The following is a 16,423-nucleotide window of genomic DNA, read 5'->3' as shown; positions in this document are numbered from 1 at the left end:
GCCGTGCCGCTGGCTGATCGACACGTCAGGCGGCTTTGCCAGCGTGGCACGCTGGTGCAAGTCCGTGGTACGTGCCTGCGGCTAGAATCCTCGGCATGAGCCAGCCTGCCGAATCCAGCGAACTGATCAACGTGGTGGCCTTGCTGGGCGCTGCCGTGGTCGCCATCCCGGTGTTTCGACGTCTGGGCCTGGGTTCGGTACTGGGTTATCTGGCCGCGGGTCTGGCGATCGGTCCGTTTGGCCTGGGCCTGTTCGATGACCCGCAGGCGATCCTGCACGTGGCCGAGTTGGGCGTGGTGATGTTTCTGTTCGTCATCGGGCTGGAAATGCGGCCGTCCCACCTGTGGAGCCTGCGCAAGGAGATCTTCGGCCTGGGGACGCTGCAGATCGCAGTGTGCGCGCTGGTGCTGACCGGCATCGGCCTGTTGCTCGGCTTCACGCCGCCGGTGGCATTCGTGGCCGCATCCGGCTTCGTGCTGACCTCCACGGCGGTGGTGATGCAGTTGCTGGCAGAGCGGGGCGATGTCGCCTTGCCGCCGGGCCAGAAGATCGTGGCGATCCTGTTGTTCGAGGACCTGTTGATCGTGCCGCTGCTGGCGATCGTGGCCTGGATGGGCGCCAGCGGCGACCCGCAGGTGGCCACGCAACGCTGGCAGGACATCGGCATCGGTCTGGCCTGCATCGTCGGCCTGGTGGTGGCGGGGCGCTGGCTGCTCAATCCCTTGTTCCGCATCCTGGCCGCGTCCAAGGCGCGCGAGGTGATGACGGCGGCGGCCTTGCTGGTGGTGCTGGGCGCGGCGCTGTTGATGCAGGTCGGCGGGCTGTCGATGGCGATGGGCGCGTTTCTGGCCGGTGTGCTGCTGTCGGAATCCACCTTCCGGCATCAGATCGAGGCGGATATCGAGCCGTTCCGCGGCATCCTGCTGGGGCTGTTCTTCCTGGGCGTCGGCATGAGCCTGGACCTGCATGTGGTTGCGGCGGACTGGCGGCTGATCGTGGCCGGTGTGCTGGCGCTCATGCTCGGCAAGGGCGTGTGCATCTACGTGGTGGCGCGGCTGATGCGCAGCGACCATCGCCAGGCGCTGGATCGGGGCGTGCTGATGGCGCAGGGCGGCGAGTTCGCCTTCGTGCTGTTCGCGGCAGCATCGGCGTCTGGCGTCATCGACGCGCAGGTCAACGCCAGCCTGACGGCAATCGTGGTGTTGTCGATGGCGCTGACGCCGCTGTTCGTGCTGTTGCAGCGACGGCTGACGCCGGCCGCCCAGCCGTCGCTGGAAGGCGTGGACGCCGTCAGTGGGCAGACCGGCAGCGTGCTGATCATCGGGTTCGGGCGCTTCGGGCAGGTTGCCAGCCAGTCGCTGCTGGCGCGCGATGTGGATGTGACCATCATCGATAACGACATCGAGATGATCCAGAGCGCGGAACAGTTCGGTTTCAAGATCTACTATGGCGACGGCACCCGGCTCGATGTGCTGCACGCCTCCGGGGCGCATAGCGCACGCGCGATCGCGATATGCATCGACAACCGCGGGGCGGCCAATCGCATCGTCGAGCTGGCAAGGCACGAGTTCCCGCACGCCAGGTTGCTGGTGCGCTCGTTCGACCGTGAGCATTCATTGCAGTTGGTCGCTGCCGGGGTGGACTATCAGATTCGCGAGACCTTCGAGTCGGCAGTGGCGTTCGGGCAGGCGGCCCTGGTCGAGCTGGGCGTGGACGAGGACGAGGCGGTCACCATCGCGCGCGAGATCCGGCGGCGCGATGCCGAGCGGTTCGAACTGGAGATTGCGGCCGGCAACACGCGTGCCGGCGCCGTGGCAGGGCTGATGTACGGCAATCTCACGCCGACCGTGCCCAAGCCCACGCCGTTCACCCCGCCGCGGCGGGAGAGCCGCACGCTCAATCCCGATGCGGTGCCGCAGGCCACTCAGCCCGAAGCCGTGACCCGCGACTGAGTCGTATGCGGCTGGCGGGCACCGAAGCGGGTTCGGCGCTGGGATTGCCTCGGCTGGTCGAGAAAAAACCTGGGGTGATAGAGCGGCCGGCACCAAGCTGCCGGCCGGAGCTGACAAGTCGACCGGCTCAGCCGTGCCGGCGTTGAGCGGCCGCGAAGGCTTCCAGTTGCTCGGGCGTGGCGTCTTTCTGGTGCTGCCGTTTCCAGTCGGCAAACGGCATGCCGTACACCGCTTCGCGTGCCTGCTCCTTGCTCATCGGCTGGCCGTGCGCTTCGGCGGCTTCGCGGTACCAGTCGCCCAGGCAGTTGCGGCAGAAGCCGGCCAGGATCATCAGATCGATGTTCTGCACATCCGGGCGCTGCTGGTTGAGATGCTGCAACAGACGGCGAAATGCGGCCGCTTCGATGGACGTGGTGATGGAATCGGGTGTCGAGGTGGTGTCGGTCATGACGGAATCGGGGACAATAGACGGCCTTCGACTCTACACCTGACGCCCCATGACCGTTTCCGCGCCAGCTGCCTCTGCTCCGGCCCGCCTTCTCGATGGTCGCCGCATCGCCGAGGAACTGCTCGACGGGCTGAAGCTGCGCGTGGATGCGCGCCTGGCCGCCGGCAAGACACGCCCCGGGCTGGCGGTGGTGCTGGTCGGCGGGGATCCGGCTTCGTCGGTGTATGTGCGCAACAAGCGGCGTGCCGCGGAAAAGGTTGGCATCGAGGCCTTCGATTACGATTTGCCGCAGGGCACCAGCGAGGCCGAACTGGCGCGGCTGATCGATCAGCTCAATGCCGACCCCAAGATCCACGGCATCCTGATCCAGCTGCCGCTGCCGGGCATCCCCGATGCCAATCGCCTGATCCAACGCATCGATCCGCGCAAGGACGTCGACGGCTTCCATCCGCAGAATGTCGGGCACCTGGCGCTGCGCGAGTTCGGCCTGCGTCCGTGCACGCCGCGCGGCATCGTGACCTTGCTGGGGCACACCGATCAGCCGGTGCGCGGCCGCAACGCGACCATCGTGGGCGTGAGCAATCACGTCGGCCGGCCGATGGGCCTGGAGCTGCTGATCGCCGGTTGCACGGTCACCAGCTGCCACAAGTTCACCCCGCCCGAGGTGCTGGAAGCCAGCGTGCGCAATGCCGACATCCTGGTGGTGGCAGTCGGTCGCCCGGGCCTGATTCCGGGCGAATGGGTCAAGCCGGGCGCAGTGGTGATCGATGTCGGCATCAATCGGCTGGACGACGGCCGCCTGGTTGGCGATGTCGGTTTCGACGCAGCGGTGCAACGTGCGGCCTGGATCACGCCGGTGCCGGGTGGAGTCGGGCCGATGACGGTCGCCACGCTGATGCAGAACACGCTGGAAGCGGCCGACGCGGCTGGCTGAGGCGCGTGTAACGCTGCATTGCAGTCGCGTTGTGTCTTCGTGAAGGCTTTCAGGGTAAAATGCCGCGCTTCCCCAAACTCGGGTCCGCCGATGCTACGCATCCAGGCTGAAGCTCTCACCTACGACGACGTTTCCCTCGTCCCCGCTCATTCGATCGTCCTGCCCAAGGACGTCAGCCTGGAAACCCGGCTGACCCGCGATCTGCGCCTGAAACTGCCGATTCTTTCGGCCGCGATGGACACAGTGACCGAGCACCGGCTGGCGGTGGCCATGGCCCAGCTGGGCGGCATCGGCATCATCCACAAGAATCTGACCCCTGCGCAGCAAGCGGGCGAAGTTGCCCGGGTCAAGAAATTCGAATCCGGCGTGATCACCGAGCCGTTCACGGTGAGCCCGGACACGACCATCGGCGAGGTGCTCAAGCTGACCCGCGCGCGCAACATCTCCGGCGTGCCGGTGGTGGATGGCAGCGAACTGGTCGGCATCGTCACCAGCCGCGACATGCGCTTCGAGAAGAAGCTCGACGATCCGGTCCGCCACATCATGACCAAGAAGGATCGCCTGATCACCGTGCGCGAAGGCGCCAGTGACGAGGAAGTGCTGGAGCTGCTGCACCGCAACCGCATCGAAAAGATCCTGGTGGTCAACGACAGCTTCGAGCTGCGCGGCCTGATCACGGTCAAGGACATCCAGAAGAAGACCGACAACCCCAACGCGGCCAAGGACGGGTCCACGCGCCTGCTGGTCGGCGCGGCGGTCGGCGTGGGCGGCGACACCGAGCAGCGCATCGAACTGCTGGCCGCGGCCGGCGTGGACGTGGTCATCGTCGATACCGCGCACGGCCATTCGCAGGGCGTGATCGATCGCGTGGCCTGGGTCAAGAAGGCGTATCCGCAGCTGCAGGTGATCGGCGGCAACATCGTCACCGGCGATGCCGCGCTGGCACTGATGGACGCCGGTGCCGATGCGGTCAAGGTCGGCGTGGGCCCCGGGTCGATCTGCACCACGCGCGTGGTCGCCGGTGTCGGCGTGCCGCAGATCACCGCGGTGGACATGGTCGCCGAGGCGCTGCAGGACCGTATTCCGCTGATCGCCGATGGCGGCATCCGCTACTCCGGCGACATCGGCAAGGCGCTGGTCGCCGGCGCCTCCACGGTGATGGTCGGCGGCCTGTTCGCCGGCACCGAGGAAGCACCGGGCGAGGTCGAGTTGTTCCAGGGCCGCAGCTACAAGAGCTACCGCGGCATGGGCAGCCTGGGCGCGATGGAGAAGGGGTCCAAGGACCGCTATTTCCAGGATTCTAGCGATGCCGACAAGCTGGTGCCGGAAGGCATCGAAGGGCGCGTGCCGTATCGCGGCCCGGTCGGTGGCATCGTCCATCAGCTGATCGGCGGCCTGCGCGCCACGATGGGCTACGTGGGCTGCGCGACCATCGAGGAAATGCGCACCAAGCCGAAGTTCGTCACCATCACCGGTGCCGGCCAGCGCGAAAGCCATGTTCACGACGTGCAGATCACCAAGGAACCGCCGAATTACCGCATGGGCTGATGCCCGTGCGCGGGATTGGGGATTCGGGATTAGGGACGCGTAGCAGCCCGCCGCATCTCCTTCGGCAGGGCGCATCGCCGCCATCCCGCTCTTGCCAATCTCCAATCCCGAATTCCCAATCCCGGCGCCAATGACCAACATCCACAGCGACAAGATCCTCATCCTCGATTTCGGCGCGCAGTACACCCAGCTGATTGCGCGGCGCATCCGCGAGATCGGGGTGTATTGCGAGATCTGGGCCTGGGATCATGATCCGGCCGAGATCGCCGGTTTCGGCGCCAAGGGCATCATCCTGTCCGGTGGTCCGGAGTCGACCACCTTGCCGGGTGCGCCGGTCGCGCCGCAGGAAGTGTTCGACAGCGGCTTGCCGGTGTTCGGTATCTGCTACGGCATGCAGACGCTGGCTGCGCAGCTGGGTGGTGCGACCGAGGCGGCGGACCAGCGCGAATTCGGTCATGCCGAAGTCGATGTGGTGGCTGCCGATGCCTTGTTCGCAGGGCTGACCGATCATGCCGGCGCGTCGCGTCTCAATGTGTGGATGAGCCACGGCGACCACGTGTCGCAGGTGCCGCCGGGCTTCACCGTCACCGCGGTGACCGACCGCATCCCGGTGGCGGCGATGTCCAACGAGGACAAGCGCTGGTACGGCGTGCAGTTCCATCCCGAGGTCACCCACACGCTGCAGGGCCAGACCTTGCTGCGCCGCTTCGTGGTCGATGTCTGCGGCTGCCAGACGCTGTGGACGGCGGCCAACATCATCGACGACCAGATCGCGCGCGTGCGCGAGCAGGTGGGCGATGACGAAGTGATCCTGGGCCTGTCCGGCGGCGTCGATTCGTCGGTGGTCGCCGCGCTGCTGCACAAGGCGATCGGCGACAAGCTGACCTGCGTGTTCGTCGATACCGGCCTGCTGCGTTGGCAGGAAGGCGACCAGGTGATGGCGATGTTCGCCGAGCACATGGGCGTGAAGGTGATCCGCGTCAACGCGGCCGATCGTTACTTCGCCAAGCTCGAAGGCGTCAGCGACCCGGAAGCCAAGCGCAAGATCATCGGCAACCTGTTCGTGGATATCTTCGACGAGGAATCCAACAAGCTGGCCAATGCCAAGTGGCTGGCGCAGGGTACGATCTATCCGGACGTGATCGAGTCGGCCGGCAGCAAGACCGGCAAGGCGCACGTGATCAAGAGCCACCACAACGTCGGCGGCCTGCCCGAGCACATGAAGCTGGGCTTGGTCGAGCCGTTGCGCGAATTGTTCAAGGACGAAGTGCGCCGCCTCGGTGTCGAACTCGGCCTGCCGCGCACGATGGTGTACCGCCATCCGTTCCCGGGCCCGGGGCTGGGCGTGCGCATCCTGGGCGAAGTGAAGCGCGAATACGCCGAATTGCTGGCCAAGGCCGATGCGATCTTCATCGACGAACTGCGCAAGGCCGATCTGTACGACAAGACCAGCCAGGCGTTTGCGGTGTTCCTGCCGGTCAAGTCGGTCGGTGTGGTCGGCGATGCACGCGCCTACGAATGGGTGATCGCACTGCGCGCAGTGGAGACCATCGACTTCATGACCGCGCACTGGGCGCACCTGCCGTACGATTTCCTCGGCACGGTGAGCAACCGCATCATCAACGAACTGCGCGGCGTCTCGCGCGTGGTCTACGACATCTCCGGCAAGCCGCCGGCGACGATCGAGTGGGAGTGATGAAGCGTCTTTCGGAGGCTATCGCCCGATATCGGTAGAAGTAACTTAACTTTTTGATTATAAAAGTATAAGTTGAGTTTTCTATCTGTGGCTATTGCCGACCAGCAGAACGGGTCGGCGACAGAACTGACGGTAAGCCCCCCGGAGGTCGGATCCAGACCTTCCTACTGTCGCGGCAGGCGATGGACATCTTCGTGGCCTTGCACATTTGCGCTGACAACGCGAGGTAGTGGGCATCGATGCCGTGGAACAGTGTCCTGTCCCCACTTGCCTCATCACCAAGCATCGCCTTGTAGCGCTCGAGTTGGAAGATGGGCCGCAGGAGTAGCAGGTTGCGCTGCTTACGTGACAGGTCAAGTAGTTCTGTGGCGCCATCCAATCACTCGCTGCTCTCGGAGGATGCCTGCGGCCAAGGCTCCGCCGGGACCATCTTGGGCGTTGCAAGGCCCTGTTCCGGGTTCGACGATAGCGCCTCCTGGTGCGGCATGGCTCCCCTCCTGAGAATGTCTACCTAATGCCCTGTCGAATGCACGGCCTGCTCCAAGCGCATTCGGCTGGAGGCCCGCAGCTGCTGGAGGCTCAGTCTCCGCGCCATTGCGTAATACACAGCTTCGTCTTTCGTTCCTTGTGCGATCACAGCACGGGCCAGCGAAGCCAGTTCCTGCAGGCTGATCTCGTCGACCGCTCGCACGCTGTCCTCGTCGGCAGGCGCTCGGAAAGGCGGCTCCGTTGCAGGATCAAGATGCTCGGGCCAGTAGAACGTGCCGACCTCTTCATCCGTCGTCCGATGGCGGGCCCGAGCAAGTTGGAACACGCGCTCGCGGATCCGCCCGCCTGTACGTACCCAGCCGTGGGCACGGGCGATGCGGCGAGCCAGCAGGGCGTCGAGCACGGGGCCTTCATGATCGATGACGTGGGCGATCATGGCCAGTAGGGTGTCGTTGTAATCGCCGTCGAAAAAGCGATCGGGATTAGCGCCGGCGACCGCTTCGGCCGGGTGGGTGACCCGATAGAGCGAGGCTTCGGGTGGCGTTGTTTCTGCGATACCGGCATGGGCTGGTGCTGCGGAGACCTGGCGAGCAAAGACTTCCTCGACTTGCTGCGATGGAGCTGTCGCCGGGACTTCTGGTGCGACCGGACCCGCATCCTGGATTGGGGCCGCCGTTTCCTCGTCTGGCTTCGTTACTGACGCCATAGCTTGCGCGATGGCCGCCTGCGCTAGGCGCTCGGCCTCAGCTTCGCGCTCGGCCTGTTCGGAGCGCCGCTTGCGCTGGGCCGTGAGCACGGCTTGCAGCCGGGCGTCCAGCCTGTCGAGCGTGCCGGCCGGATCAATCCACCAGTCGGTGGACCAGACCCGCACGATGTCCCATCCCAGGCCGCGCAGAACCTGCTCGCGCAGCTTGTCGCGGTCGCGCGCGGTGGCGCTGCGATGGTAGGTGGCGCCATCGCATTCCACACCGGCCAGGTAGCGTCCGGGGGCGTCGGGATCGACGATGCCGAGGTCGACGCGGAACGAGGAGGCGCCGATCTGTGGCTGGACCTGCCAGCCGCGCCGGGTCAGGGCGGTGGCCACGGCTTGTTCAAAGGGACTGTCGAAGCCCCCCAGGCTGCCTCTGTTCGCTTCCGCCAGCGCGCGAGCGCCGCGTTCGGCGAATTCCAAGAAGTGCTTGAGATCGCGCACGCCGATGGCTTGGGTTCGCGCCAAATCCATCTGCTCCGCGCGGACGCTGGCGAATACGCGCAGTTCGTGACGCGCGCGGGTGATAGCCACGTTGAGCCGGCGCTCGCCGCCTTGGCGGTTGAGTGGACCGAAGTTCATAGCCAGTTGGCCTGCGGGGTCCGGGCCGTAGGTGATGGAGAAATAGATGAGATCGCGTTCGTCGCCCTGCACGCTCTCCAGGTTCTTGACGAACAGCGGCTCCAGTTCGCTCTCGGCGAAATAGGGCTCCAGCCTTGGATCCTGGCGGCGAGCCTCGTCGAGCAGGTCCTCGATCAGTTTTTGCTGCTCCGCATTGAAGGTGACCACTCCAATCGTAAGCCCGATTTCGCGGAAACCGGGCGCCGTCAGGCGCGCCACCACGTCGGCGACCAGCGCCTTCGCTTCGGCCGGGTTGGTCCGCGCACCGCCTTTCTGGTAGGTGCCTGAGACCGGCTGCAGGCTGACCGCGCGATCGTTGGTGACGGGTGAGGGGAAGGTGACCAGTTCGCCGTCGTAGTAGGCATGATTGGAGAACGCAATCAGGCTTTCATGACGGGAGCGGTAGTGCCAGTTCAGATTCCGTGTCGGCAGGTTGGCGCCGATGCACTCGTCGAGGATGCTCTCCAGGTCGGCCTCGACGTCTTCGTCGTCCAGCCCGGATTCGGCGCGGTCGAAGAAAGAGGTGGGCGGCAACTGCTTGGGGTCGCCGACCATGACGACCTGGCGGCCGCGGGCGATGGCGCCGATCGCGTCCCAGACCGGGATCTGCGAAGCTTCGTCGAAGATCACCAGGTCGAACGCGTTGGCTCCGGCCTGGAGATACTGCGCGATGGACAGCGGACTCATCAGCAAGCAGGGCGTGAGCTTGGTCAGCGCCTCGGGAATCTGAGCCATCAGTTCGCGCAAGGGCAGGTGCGCGCGCTTCTTGCCCATTTCGTGCCGTAGCAGCCCCCATTCGGAGTTGCGGCTGACGTTGTCCTGCGAGGGCAGGTCGGCGCACAGGCGGGCGCGCAGCCAGTCCCGGGTCATGGCGGTGAAGCGTTCGTCGAGTTCGCAGAAATCGCGGATGCGCTGTTCATGCTCGGCGCTGACGAAGCCGCGAATGACCGGCTCGTGATCGACCACGGCGTTGAGCCACCAGCGTGCGTAGTTGGTCTCGAAGCTTCGGCGTGCCTGGTCCGGGCCGACCTGGCCCTGCTCGATGGCCTGGACCAGGGTGGCCAGCCCGAGTGCGAGCGCCTCGTCGCACGCCTGGCGCCATGCGCACCAGCTGCGCAGCCCGTGTTCGGCGCGCACGATGGACTGGCTTTGCTCGATCAGCCCGTCGAGTGATATGGACTGCCACTGCGCCTGGGCGGCCTCGGCAAAATGTCCGGTTGTCGCGAGTGCCTCGCGCCGGGGTAGTAGCTGTTCCCATTTCTCCACGTATCGAGCGCCGGCCAGCACGATTCGACCACCGGGCTCCAGCAGTGCATTGGCATCGCCCAACAGCGTATGCAGCGGTGCCTTGCAGGCAGAGATCTGTTCGGGCGTGGTGGCCAGGCGGGCCAGCACGGCAGCCAGATCCTCTCGGAGCTGGCAGGCCTGCTCGAGGTCATCCAGGTGGGTGGCGAGACCTTTCCACAGGCCTGCGGTGAACTCGCGCAAGTCGTCCAGGGCGGCCAGTGCTTGTTCCGTATCGGCCCGCTGGCGAAGCGTTTGGTGGTCACGTGTCAGCGTGGGGCCGCAAGCGCCTTCCTCAACCAAGGTGTGGGCATCCAACGCACCTAGCTGGGCATGGCTGCGCCAGTCGCTCAGGAAGTCGAGTGCGGCACGCATGCGGTCGACTGGTGTGGCGTGGCCTGCCCATAGGCCGTCGGTCGCCGTTTCCAGCGATGCCTGTGCCGCAATGTCTTGGTCGAGCTGGCGCAGTCGCCGTGCCCGTTGCAGATCGGCTTGCAGGGCGGCCCCGCATTGGCCGTTGGCGATGGCATCGAAGCCGTCGTCCTCCCAGGGCTGGCCTTCGCGTACGGCGGCCAGGGCGGTTTGCCAGCGCAGGGCCGTGCGTATCTTGTCCTCTTGTGTCTCCAGTCCTGCCCAGACGTCCGCACACTGCTGGCCTGGAGCGATGGCCTGGATCTGCTGGCGCAAGGCGCGGATGGCCTTCCAATGCTGCAGATCGTTGGCTACGTTGGGCTGCGCGCCGCCTGTGATAGCGCTGGACAGTTGTGCTGTGACCTTGCGTTTACCCAGCCAGGACTTGGGCCAGAACGTCTGCTCGGCCTGTTCCCACATTTGCTGCAACTGGGCGACGTCGAGCTGTTCGATCGCCTTGCCGTAGGGAGCCGATATTGCCGAGTGGTGCTCGCCGAGTTGGGCCAGCAAGCCCAGCCCTTGGTTGAGCTGCACGGTGATGCGTATCGGCCAGGGCTCGCCGAGTTCTGCGCGAGTCTGCCGGTGCTCGGCGAGCAGGGCCAGCCCGTCGGCGCAGGCGGTCATGACAGAAGCGGGCCACGGCGTGGACAGCTGTATGTTCAGTTCCGCATGGCGGCGCACCAGTGCCGCGCCTTCCTGAAGGCGTTGGCTCAGGCTGCGTGCGTCGGGCCGCAGGACAAAGCGCCAATCATGTCCCGCCGCCACAGGCAGGCGTTGGGCCAGGAGCAGCAGCGCTTCGCAGGTTTCGGGCGTCAAGGTGGGCGAGGGCAGGCCGATGGCCTGGACAAACGCCTGGGCGGATTCGATCGTCGCCTGGGCGGCGGGAAGCACATCACGTGCAGTGGCGATTAGTTGCTGCTGCCAGGTGGGCGACCAGTCTCCCTGGCCGACCAGGGCCAAGGGGTGCTGCGCCAGCGCGGCATGGCCAATGGCCTGTGCGTTGACTTCCAGGCGGTCCACGGCACTGCGCAACTGTTCGATGCCAGCATGATCGTGCTGATCGGCCGAGGGCCAGGCCACGTGAAGTGTCGGGACGTCGTGTCCCGCGCTGACGGTGCCGATGGCACCGAACAGGCTCAAGCCGTTGCGGCGACGCTGGTGAAGGCGTTCCACATAGATGTTCAGCGCATCGCGCAGGCGCTTGAGTTTCTCAGCCTCGGCCCGCCATTGCTCGGCATCGGCCTGGCCAGTGCTGGACCAAGCCGATTGCAACTGCGTCAGCACGTCGAGCTTGCGGGCTTTGCTCGAGTGCAGTTCCAGGCAGAACTCGCCCAGGCCGATTTCACGCAGGCGCCGGTAGACGACATCCAGCGCCGCGATTTTCTCGGATACGAAGAGGACGCGTCGGCCCTGTGCCAGGGATTGGGCGATCAGGTTGGCGATGGTCTGGCTCTTGCCAGTCCCCGGTGGACCGATCAGGACGAAGTCCTTGCCCTGCGAGGCGGCCAGCACAGCTGACAACTGCGAGGAATCCGCCGGCAAGGGGCAGAACACCTGCCTGGGGTCGAAGTGCTGGTCCAGTTCGCGCACTTGCGGGAACGGAGCGCCCAATGGATAGGCATCGCGCGGGGTGTCCAGCAGGTGGCGCACGACCGGGTTCTCGCGTAACTGTTCGCTGTGCTCGGCCAGGTCTTTCCACATCAGGTACTTGGCGAACGAGAACATGGACAACACCACGTCCTCGGTCACTTCCCAGCCCTTGATGTCCTTGATGGCGTGGCCGACAGCCTTCCATACCGCAGCGACGTCCAGGCCGGCATCGTCCCGCGGCAGTTCGCCTTCGAGCGTGCCCAGGCTCAGTTCGAAGTCCTGGCGCAGCATCTCGATCAAGGTCGGATTGAAGCGGGGCTCGTCGTCATGCAGGCTGAGCGTGAAGCCCGAGCGGGCGCTCTTGCGCTGCAGGCTGACCGGCACCAGGATCAAGGGCGCGCGGTAGCGCTGACCGTCACGGTCTTCGCGGGTCCAGGACAGGAAGCCCAAGGCGAGATAAAGCGTGTTGGCACCGCCTTCCTGCAAAGTCGTGCGAGCGCTGCGAAACAAATCGACCAGGCGTGAATCGAGTTCGATCTCGGGAACGCCAACGAAAACCTCGCCCTTCTGCAGGGCTTCCAGCGCGTGCGCACGGCGCACGTTCTCGCGTTCGCGGGCTTCGTAGATGGTCTGATCGCGCGGATCGGCACCGTTCATCAGGTCCGGACGCGTGCGCAGCTTCAGGGACTGGCCGCTGGCCAGCAGGTCTTCCAGCGCGCCAGGGTCCGGTGCTTCCAGCTTGAGTGCTTTCTTGCCGGCCTTGAAGTTGAGCAGGTTGTTGCGAAGCGACAGATCCAGCAGCTTGCGTTGCCAGCGAAGCAGCCGGTCCTTGGGATCGAGCTGGCTGGCATCTTCCGCATTGGCCGGCGCGTTGTCAGGCAGGTCAGGCGCGTCTTCGATCTTTGGCACGGCGGGCGTGGACGGTGACCCTTCGGTGTCCGACGCCGTAGCAACTGCCGCCTCCGCACTGGCCAATGGCTTGATGCGCTGCAGCCGCGCCCGGCGGATGTCCACGGCCAGGCGGAATCCCGCATCCTGAGATTCATCAACCTGCTGGGCACCGCGTTCGGTGGCATAGCTGAAAGGGACAGTGGGGCGCTGGGTGATCAGGGTGGTCTCGAACAGCACCAGTTCCTTGAGCCTGAGGCGCTTGCGCAAAGCGGTCACGTCGTCGACGACCGTGTTGGAAAACTCCTCTGGTTGCAGCCAGACACCTGCAAAGGCATGGCCCTCTGTGAAGACCAACAGGGGGTTCAACCCTGCCTGCTCGAGTGCGGCGCAGAACAGCAACGTGAGGTCGAAACACGTCCCCAGCCCCGAGCTTTCGATCTGGCTGGGACTGCGCACCTTCTGGCCCGACTGCTCGAAGCTGGCCGGGGGCAGGGCATAGTCCAACTGCATGCCAGCCGTGGCCCCCCAGAGGGCCGAAGCCAGTTCCCAGGCGCGTTTGGCGCCGCCGGTGTAGCCATCCAGTGCGGGGTTGCGATCGTTCTGCCGCAACACCTCGGCGGTTCGCTTGAGCAGCCGATCCACGGCCGGATCGTTGGGTTGGACGAAGGCGGCGACCAAGTCCGGCAGATGCGAGATGCCGCCCCATTGGTTGCGTGGCAGCAGCTCCAGATGGCTGTCGCGCTGCGCGAGGGCCGGGATGGACGCATCCGCGCCCACGGAGCGCAAGGCCAGCGAGACCGTGGCCGTCTCGGCCTCGGTTAGCCGCGCCAGCAATCCGCCGTCCAGATTCAGGTCCAGGTCGCGGATCGGATAGCGGGAGCCCGCGGCCAGCGCGTCGATCCGCCAACGGCGCGGCTTCAGAAAGGGCGGATCGGACGTCAGGACCAACTCGACCTGCTCATGCTTCTGATCGGTCTCGTTGACCAGCCAGAGATCCCGCAACAGTGGGACCGCATTTTGAAAGTCCGCCAAGTTCAATTTGGCGATCAGGGTAACGTCGATTTTCAATTCGGCAGCGGTGGCCGAATCTTCCAGTTGTGTCTCGTCCATGGAATCCCCTGCAGTGCCCTGTCATAACGCGCATTACGCCCCGTTACGCCCTGCCAGGATATTAGCGCCAGTTGGCAAAGATATCGGCTAGATAAGAGCCATCGCAGCGAAATAGGGACGACGGCTTGCTAAATCTGCCTTCTTGCAGGTGGTGATAAGTGGGTATATTATGTAAAAAATATTAGACATTTAACCTAGCTATCGCGCCTGCCATGAACCTCATCGATATCGGCCATACCGTGCGGACCCGGCGCACTGAGCTGGGCCTGTCCCAGGCGCAGTTGGCACACTTGAGCGGACTGTCTCGCCAGACCCTGGTCGGCCTGGAAAATGGCACGCTGAGCGATCTTGGCGTCAACCGTGTGGGGCAGGTGACGGCGGTACTGGGCTTGGACAGTCCCAAGCTCGATACGCAAGCGAGGCGTAAGAAGCGCGGCCTGTGGATGGCGGCCAAGACGGTGAGCGTCAGCTATGCACGTGAACTGGCGCCCGAGGCGCTGGAGCAGGCCCTGGCGAGTGGCGAAGTGCCTGCTCCATTTGCCCCTCACCTGACACATTTACTCGACGAGGCGCCTGTGCCCATCGTCGTGATGGCCGTGGAAGAGGCGGCCTCGCGTGCACACCTGCCGCCAAGGCAGGTCTGGCGCAACGTGGCGAAGCTGGCCGGGTCCTTGTCCGTGCACCGTCGGGCGCTGTGGGCATGAAGCCCGTGGCACTGCCCGGCGGTCCATGGGAGAGGCTTTTCCCGCGGGCGTTGGTGCTGATCGACGAGATCAGCCAGTACGGCGGCATCACGGACCCGTTCTGGACCCTGGGCGGTGGAACCGTGCTGATGTTCCGTCACCGCCATCGGCTGAGCAAGGATATCGACATTTTCGTGCCCGATCCGCAGTACCTCGGCTTTGTCACGCCTCGTTTGAGCGACTCGGCGGTGGACTTGACGCAGGACTATACTGAGCAGCCAGGCGCCTTCGTCAAACTGCAGTTCGAGGAGGGCGAGGTCGACTTCGTTGCCGCTCCCAATCTGCTGAACGACGCCTGGGACACCTGGGATATCGGCGGTCGCGCCGTGAAGGTGGAGACAGCCGCCGAAATCATTGCCAAGAAGATGTATCACCGTGGCGATCGGGTCACGGCGCGTGATCTTTTCGACCTGGCGCTCGTGATTGAGCGCGAGCCTCAGCAGCTTCTGGCGGCGACGCCGTTTCTCCTACGCCATCGGGAGGCGTTTCTGTCCCAGATCCAAGCGCCGCATGCCGGCCTGCGCGCCGCGTTCAAGGCCATCGCCATGCTGGATTACACGCCCAGCTTCGATCATTGCGTCGCCGTGGTCGGGGATTTCCTGGGCGAACTGTAATCCCTTAGCGTGTGGTCGTTCCCGGTCGTAGTGGAGCGCGCTAAATCGACAATAAGCCCGGAAGTGTCTACGCCGCGCAGGTCGCTCTATAACCCGCACCAGCATTAAACGCGTGTTTTGACGGTAGATCGCGACGGTATACATTTGTCGATCACTAGAAATCCCTCACTAGAAATCCCTTAAATCATAGGGATTTACGAGGCCCGTTGATGACAGAGGAGGAGTGACATCGGCCTTTCGAGGACTGTCGCCGGTCGTCGAAAAGATGACGCAAGTATCGATGATGGTGAAATAGACCGGGTGCGCATGCGCCCGGACCCCGCCGTTGGCGGGGGAGGGTGAGGCGTGCTGCACTCAGGTACGTTCGACCTCTGCGGATGATGGGATGCTGGCCTGCGCTCGTGCCGTTGCTGGATGCCAGGATCACCCTCTAGAAGCGCGGGCTGCATTGCGCCTTTGCGTCAAACAAGACCGCACAGCGGGATGCCCTGCGCTCGACGAAGCGTTTCGACCAGAGCCGCAGCCATGCCTGCACGATCAGCACGGCTTCGACACGCAGGATCGCCGTGCACCCCACGCGTCTTGCCCAATGCCTAAACCGCAGCGACACCACCGTCGACGAAAAGCTCATGGCCGGCGACAAAGCTGCTCTCGCTGGATGCCAGGAAGAGGACTGCCCGTGCTACCTCGTTCGGTTCGGCCAGCCGCCCGAGCGGAACACTCTTGCTCAGCGCCTCTTCAACTTCGGGCTGCGAATCGAGGTAGCTGCGTATCAGGCGCGTCTGCGTGCCACCAGGCGAGACGACGTTCACGCGGATGCCTCGCTCCTTGAGGTCGGTGGTCCAGCTTCGGGCGAACGAGCGCACCGCGGCCTTGCTGGCGTTGTAAAGAGACTGGCCTGGCAGGCCCTTGCTGCCGGCGATGGAGCCGTTGAGGACGATAGCGCTGCCCGCAGTCATCAGCGGTAGCGCTTTTTGCACGGTGAACACCATGCCTTTCACATTGACGTCGAAGGTCGTGTCGAAATGCATATCGTCGATCGCATCGAGGGAGACGACCTCGTAGATGCCCGCATTGGCGAACACGACATCGACCTTGTGGTGATCGCGTTGGATCTGCTCGTAAAGCCGAGCGACGTCGCCGGAGTTGGTGACATCGCCTTGCACACCGACTGCTCCGTGGCCGATCTCCTTCACGGCCTCGGTAAGTGCGTCCTGCCGACGCCCGGTGATGTACACGTGCGCGCCTTCCATTGCGAACAGCTTCGCCGTTGCCAGGCCGATGCCGTCGCTGCCCCCCGTGATCACCACCACTTTGTCTTCGAAACGGTTCGTCATCTTCCGA

General features: G+C 64.8%; 9 protein-coding genes. 6 read left to right on the top strand and 3 right to left on the bottom strand.

Annotated elements, in window-relative coordinates:
• The first annotated feature begins 95 nt into the window (after positions 1 to 95).
• Positions 96 to 1,952 carry a monovalent cation:proton antiporter-2 (CPA2) family protein gene (locus GGR73_RS06100; protein ID WP_184456044.1) on the top strand — a complete coding sequence of 619 codons (1,857 nt, stop codon included), beginning with the start codon at positions 96 to 98 and terminating at the stop codon, positions 1,950 to 1,952.
• Positions 1,953 to 2,079: 127 nt separating this feature from the next.
• Here the strand turns inward: GGR73_RS06100 and GGR73_RS06095 are convergent, their stop codons facing one another.
• Entirely contained in the window at positions 2,080 to 2,400 is a 321-nt protein-coding gene (locus tag GGR73_RS06095; protein ID WP_046342931.1) for a DUF1244 domain-containing protein, read from the bottom strand.
• A 49-nt stretch (positions 2,401 to 2,449) separates the two neighbouring features.
• Between GGR73_RS06095 and folD the strand changes: the two genes are divergently transcribed.
• From folD to guaA, 3 genes are all read left to right on the top strand, one after another.
• Positions 2,450 to 3,334: a bifunctional methylenetetrahydrofolate dehydrogenase/methenyltetrahydrofolate cyclohydrolase FolD gene (gene folD / locus GGR73_RS06090; protein WP_039521785.1), complete on the top strand. Its 885-nt coding sequence runs from the start codon at positions 2,450 to 2,452 to the stop codon at positions 3,332 to 3,334.
• A gap of 90 nt (positions 3,335 to 3,424) precedes the next feature.
• A complete protein-coding gene (guaB, locus tag GGR73_RS06085; protein ID WP_016903541.1) occupies positions 3,425 to 4,882 on the top strand; it encodes an IMP dehydrogenase in 1,458 nt (485 codons plus the stop codon).
• A gap of 130 nt (positions 4,883 to 5,012) precedes the next feature.
• Positions 5,013 to 6,578 carry a glutamine-hydrolyzing GMP synthase gene (gene guaA / locus GGR73_RS06080; RefSeq protein ID WP_039521782.1) on the top strand — a complete coding sequence of 522 codons (1,566 nt, stop codon included), beginning with the start codon at positions 5,013 to 5,015 and terminating at the stop codon, positions 6,576 to 6,578.
• Positions 6,579 to 7,089: 511 nt separating this feature from the next.
• Here the strand turns inward: guaA and GGR73_RS06075 are convergent.
• Positions 7,090 to 13,722, bottom strand: coding sequence for a DUF3320 domain-containing protein (locus tag GGR73_RS06075; RefSeq protein WP_184456042.1), 6,633 nt, complete (start codon positions 13,720 to 13,722; stop codon positions 7,090 to 7,092).
• A gap of 212 nt (positions 13,723 to 13,934) precedes the next feature.
• On the opposite strand from GGR73_RS06075, the gene GGR73_RS06070 reads away from it, so the two are divergent.
• Complete coding sequence (locus GGR73_RS06070; RefSeq protein ID WP_184456040.1) at positions 13,935 to 14,426, top strand: helix-turn-helix domain-containing protein; 492 nt, start codon at positions 13,935 to 13,937, stop codon at positions 14,424 to 14,426.
• Positions 14,423 to 15,079, top strand: a complete 657-nt coding sequence (locus GGR73_RS06065) for a nucleotidyl transferase AbiEii/AbiGii toxin family protein (protein WP_184456038.1) — start codon at positions 14,423 to 14,425, stop codon at positions 15,077 to 15,079. The genes GGR73_RS06070 and GGR73_RS06065 overlap by 4 nt, the downstream gene beginning before the upstream one ends.
• Before the next feature lie 593 nt (positions 15,080 to 15,672).
• On the opposite strand, the gene GGR73_RS06060 is transcribed toward GGR73_RS06065, so the two are convergent.
• Positions 15,673 to 16,416: a glucose 1-dehydrogenase gene (locus GGR73_RS06060; RefSeq protein ID WP_184456036.1), complete on the bottom strand. Its 744-nt coding sequence runs from the start codon at positions 16,414 to 16,416 to the stop codon at positions 15,673 to 15,675.
• Positions 16,417 to 16,423 lie beyond the last annotated feature (7 nt).

The sequence above is a fragment of the Xanthomonas sp. F14 genome, from assembly GCF_014199865.1.
Note: the sequence above shows the minus strand (reverse complement) of the source record. Positions and strands in the feature narration are given on the sequence as shown.

Coding starts and splice junctions, on each gene's coding strand:
- GGR73_RS06100 (WP_184456044.1), top strand. CDS start 96: ATGAGCCAGCCTGCCGAATCCAGCGAACTGATCAACGTGGTGGCCTTG.
- GGR73_RS06095 (WP_046342931.1), bottom strand. CDS start 2,400: ATGACCGACACCACCTCGACACCCGATTCCATCACCACGTCCATCGAA.
- folD (WP_039521785.1), top strand. CDS start 2,450: ATGACCGTTTCCGCGCCAGCTGCCTCTGCTCCGGCCCGCCTTCTCGAT.
- guaB (WP_016903541.1), top strand. CDS start 3,425: ATGCTACGCATCCAGGCTGAAGCTCTCACCTACGACGACGTTTCCCTC.
- guaA (WP_039521782.1), top strand. CDS start 5,013: ATGACCAACATCCACAGCGACAAGATCCTCATCCTCGATTTCGGCGCG.
- GGR73_RS06075 (WP_184456042.1), bottom strand. CDS start 13,722: ATGGACGAGACACAACTGGAAGATTCGGCCACCGCTGCCGAATTGAAA.
- GGR73_RS06070 (WP_184456040.1), top strand. CDS start 13,935: ATGAACCTCATCGATATCGGCCATACCGTGCGGACCCGGCGCACTGAG.
- GGR73_RS06065 (WP_184456038.1), top strand. CDS start 14,423: ATGAAGCCCGTGGCACTGCCCGGCGGTCCATGGGAGAGGCTTTTCCCG.
- GGR73_RS06060 (WP_184456036.1), bottom strand. CDS start 16,416: ATGACGAACCGTTTCGAAGACAAAGTGGTGGTGATCACGGGGGGCAGC.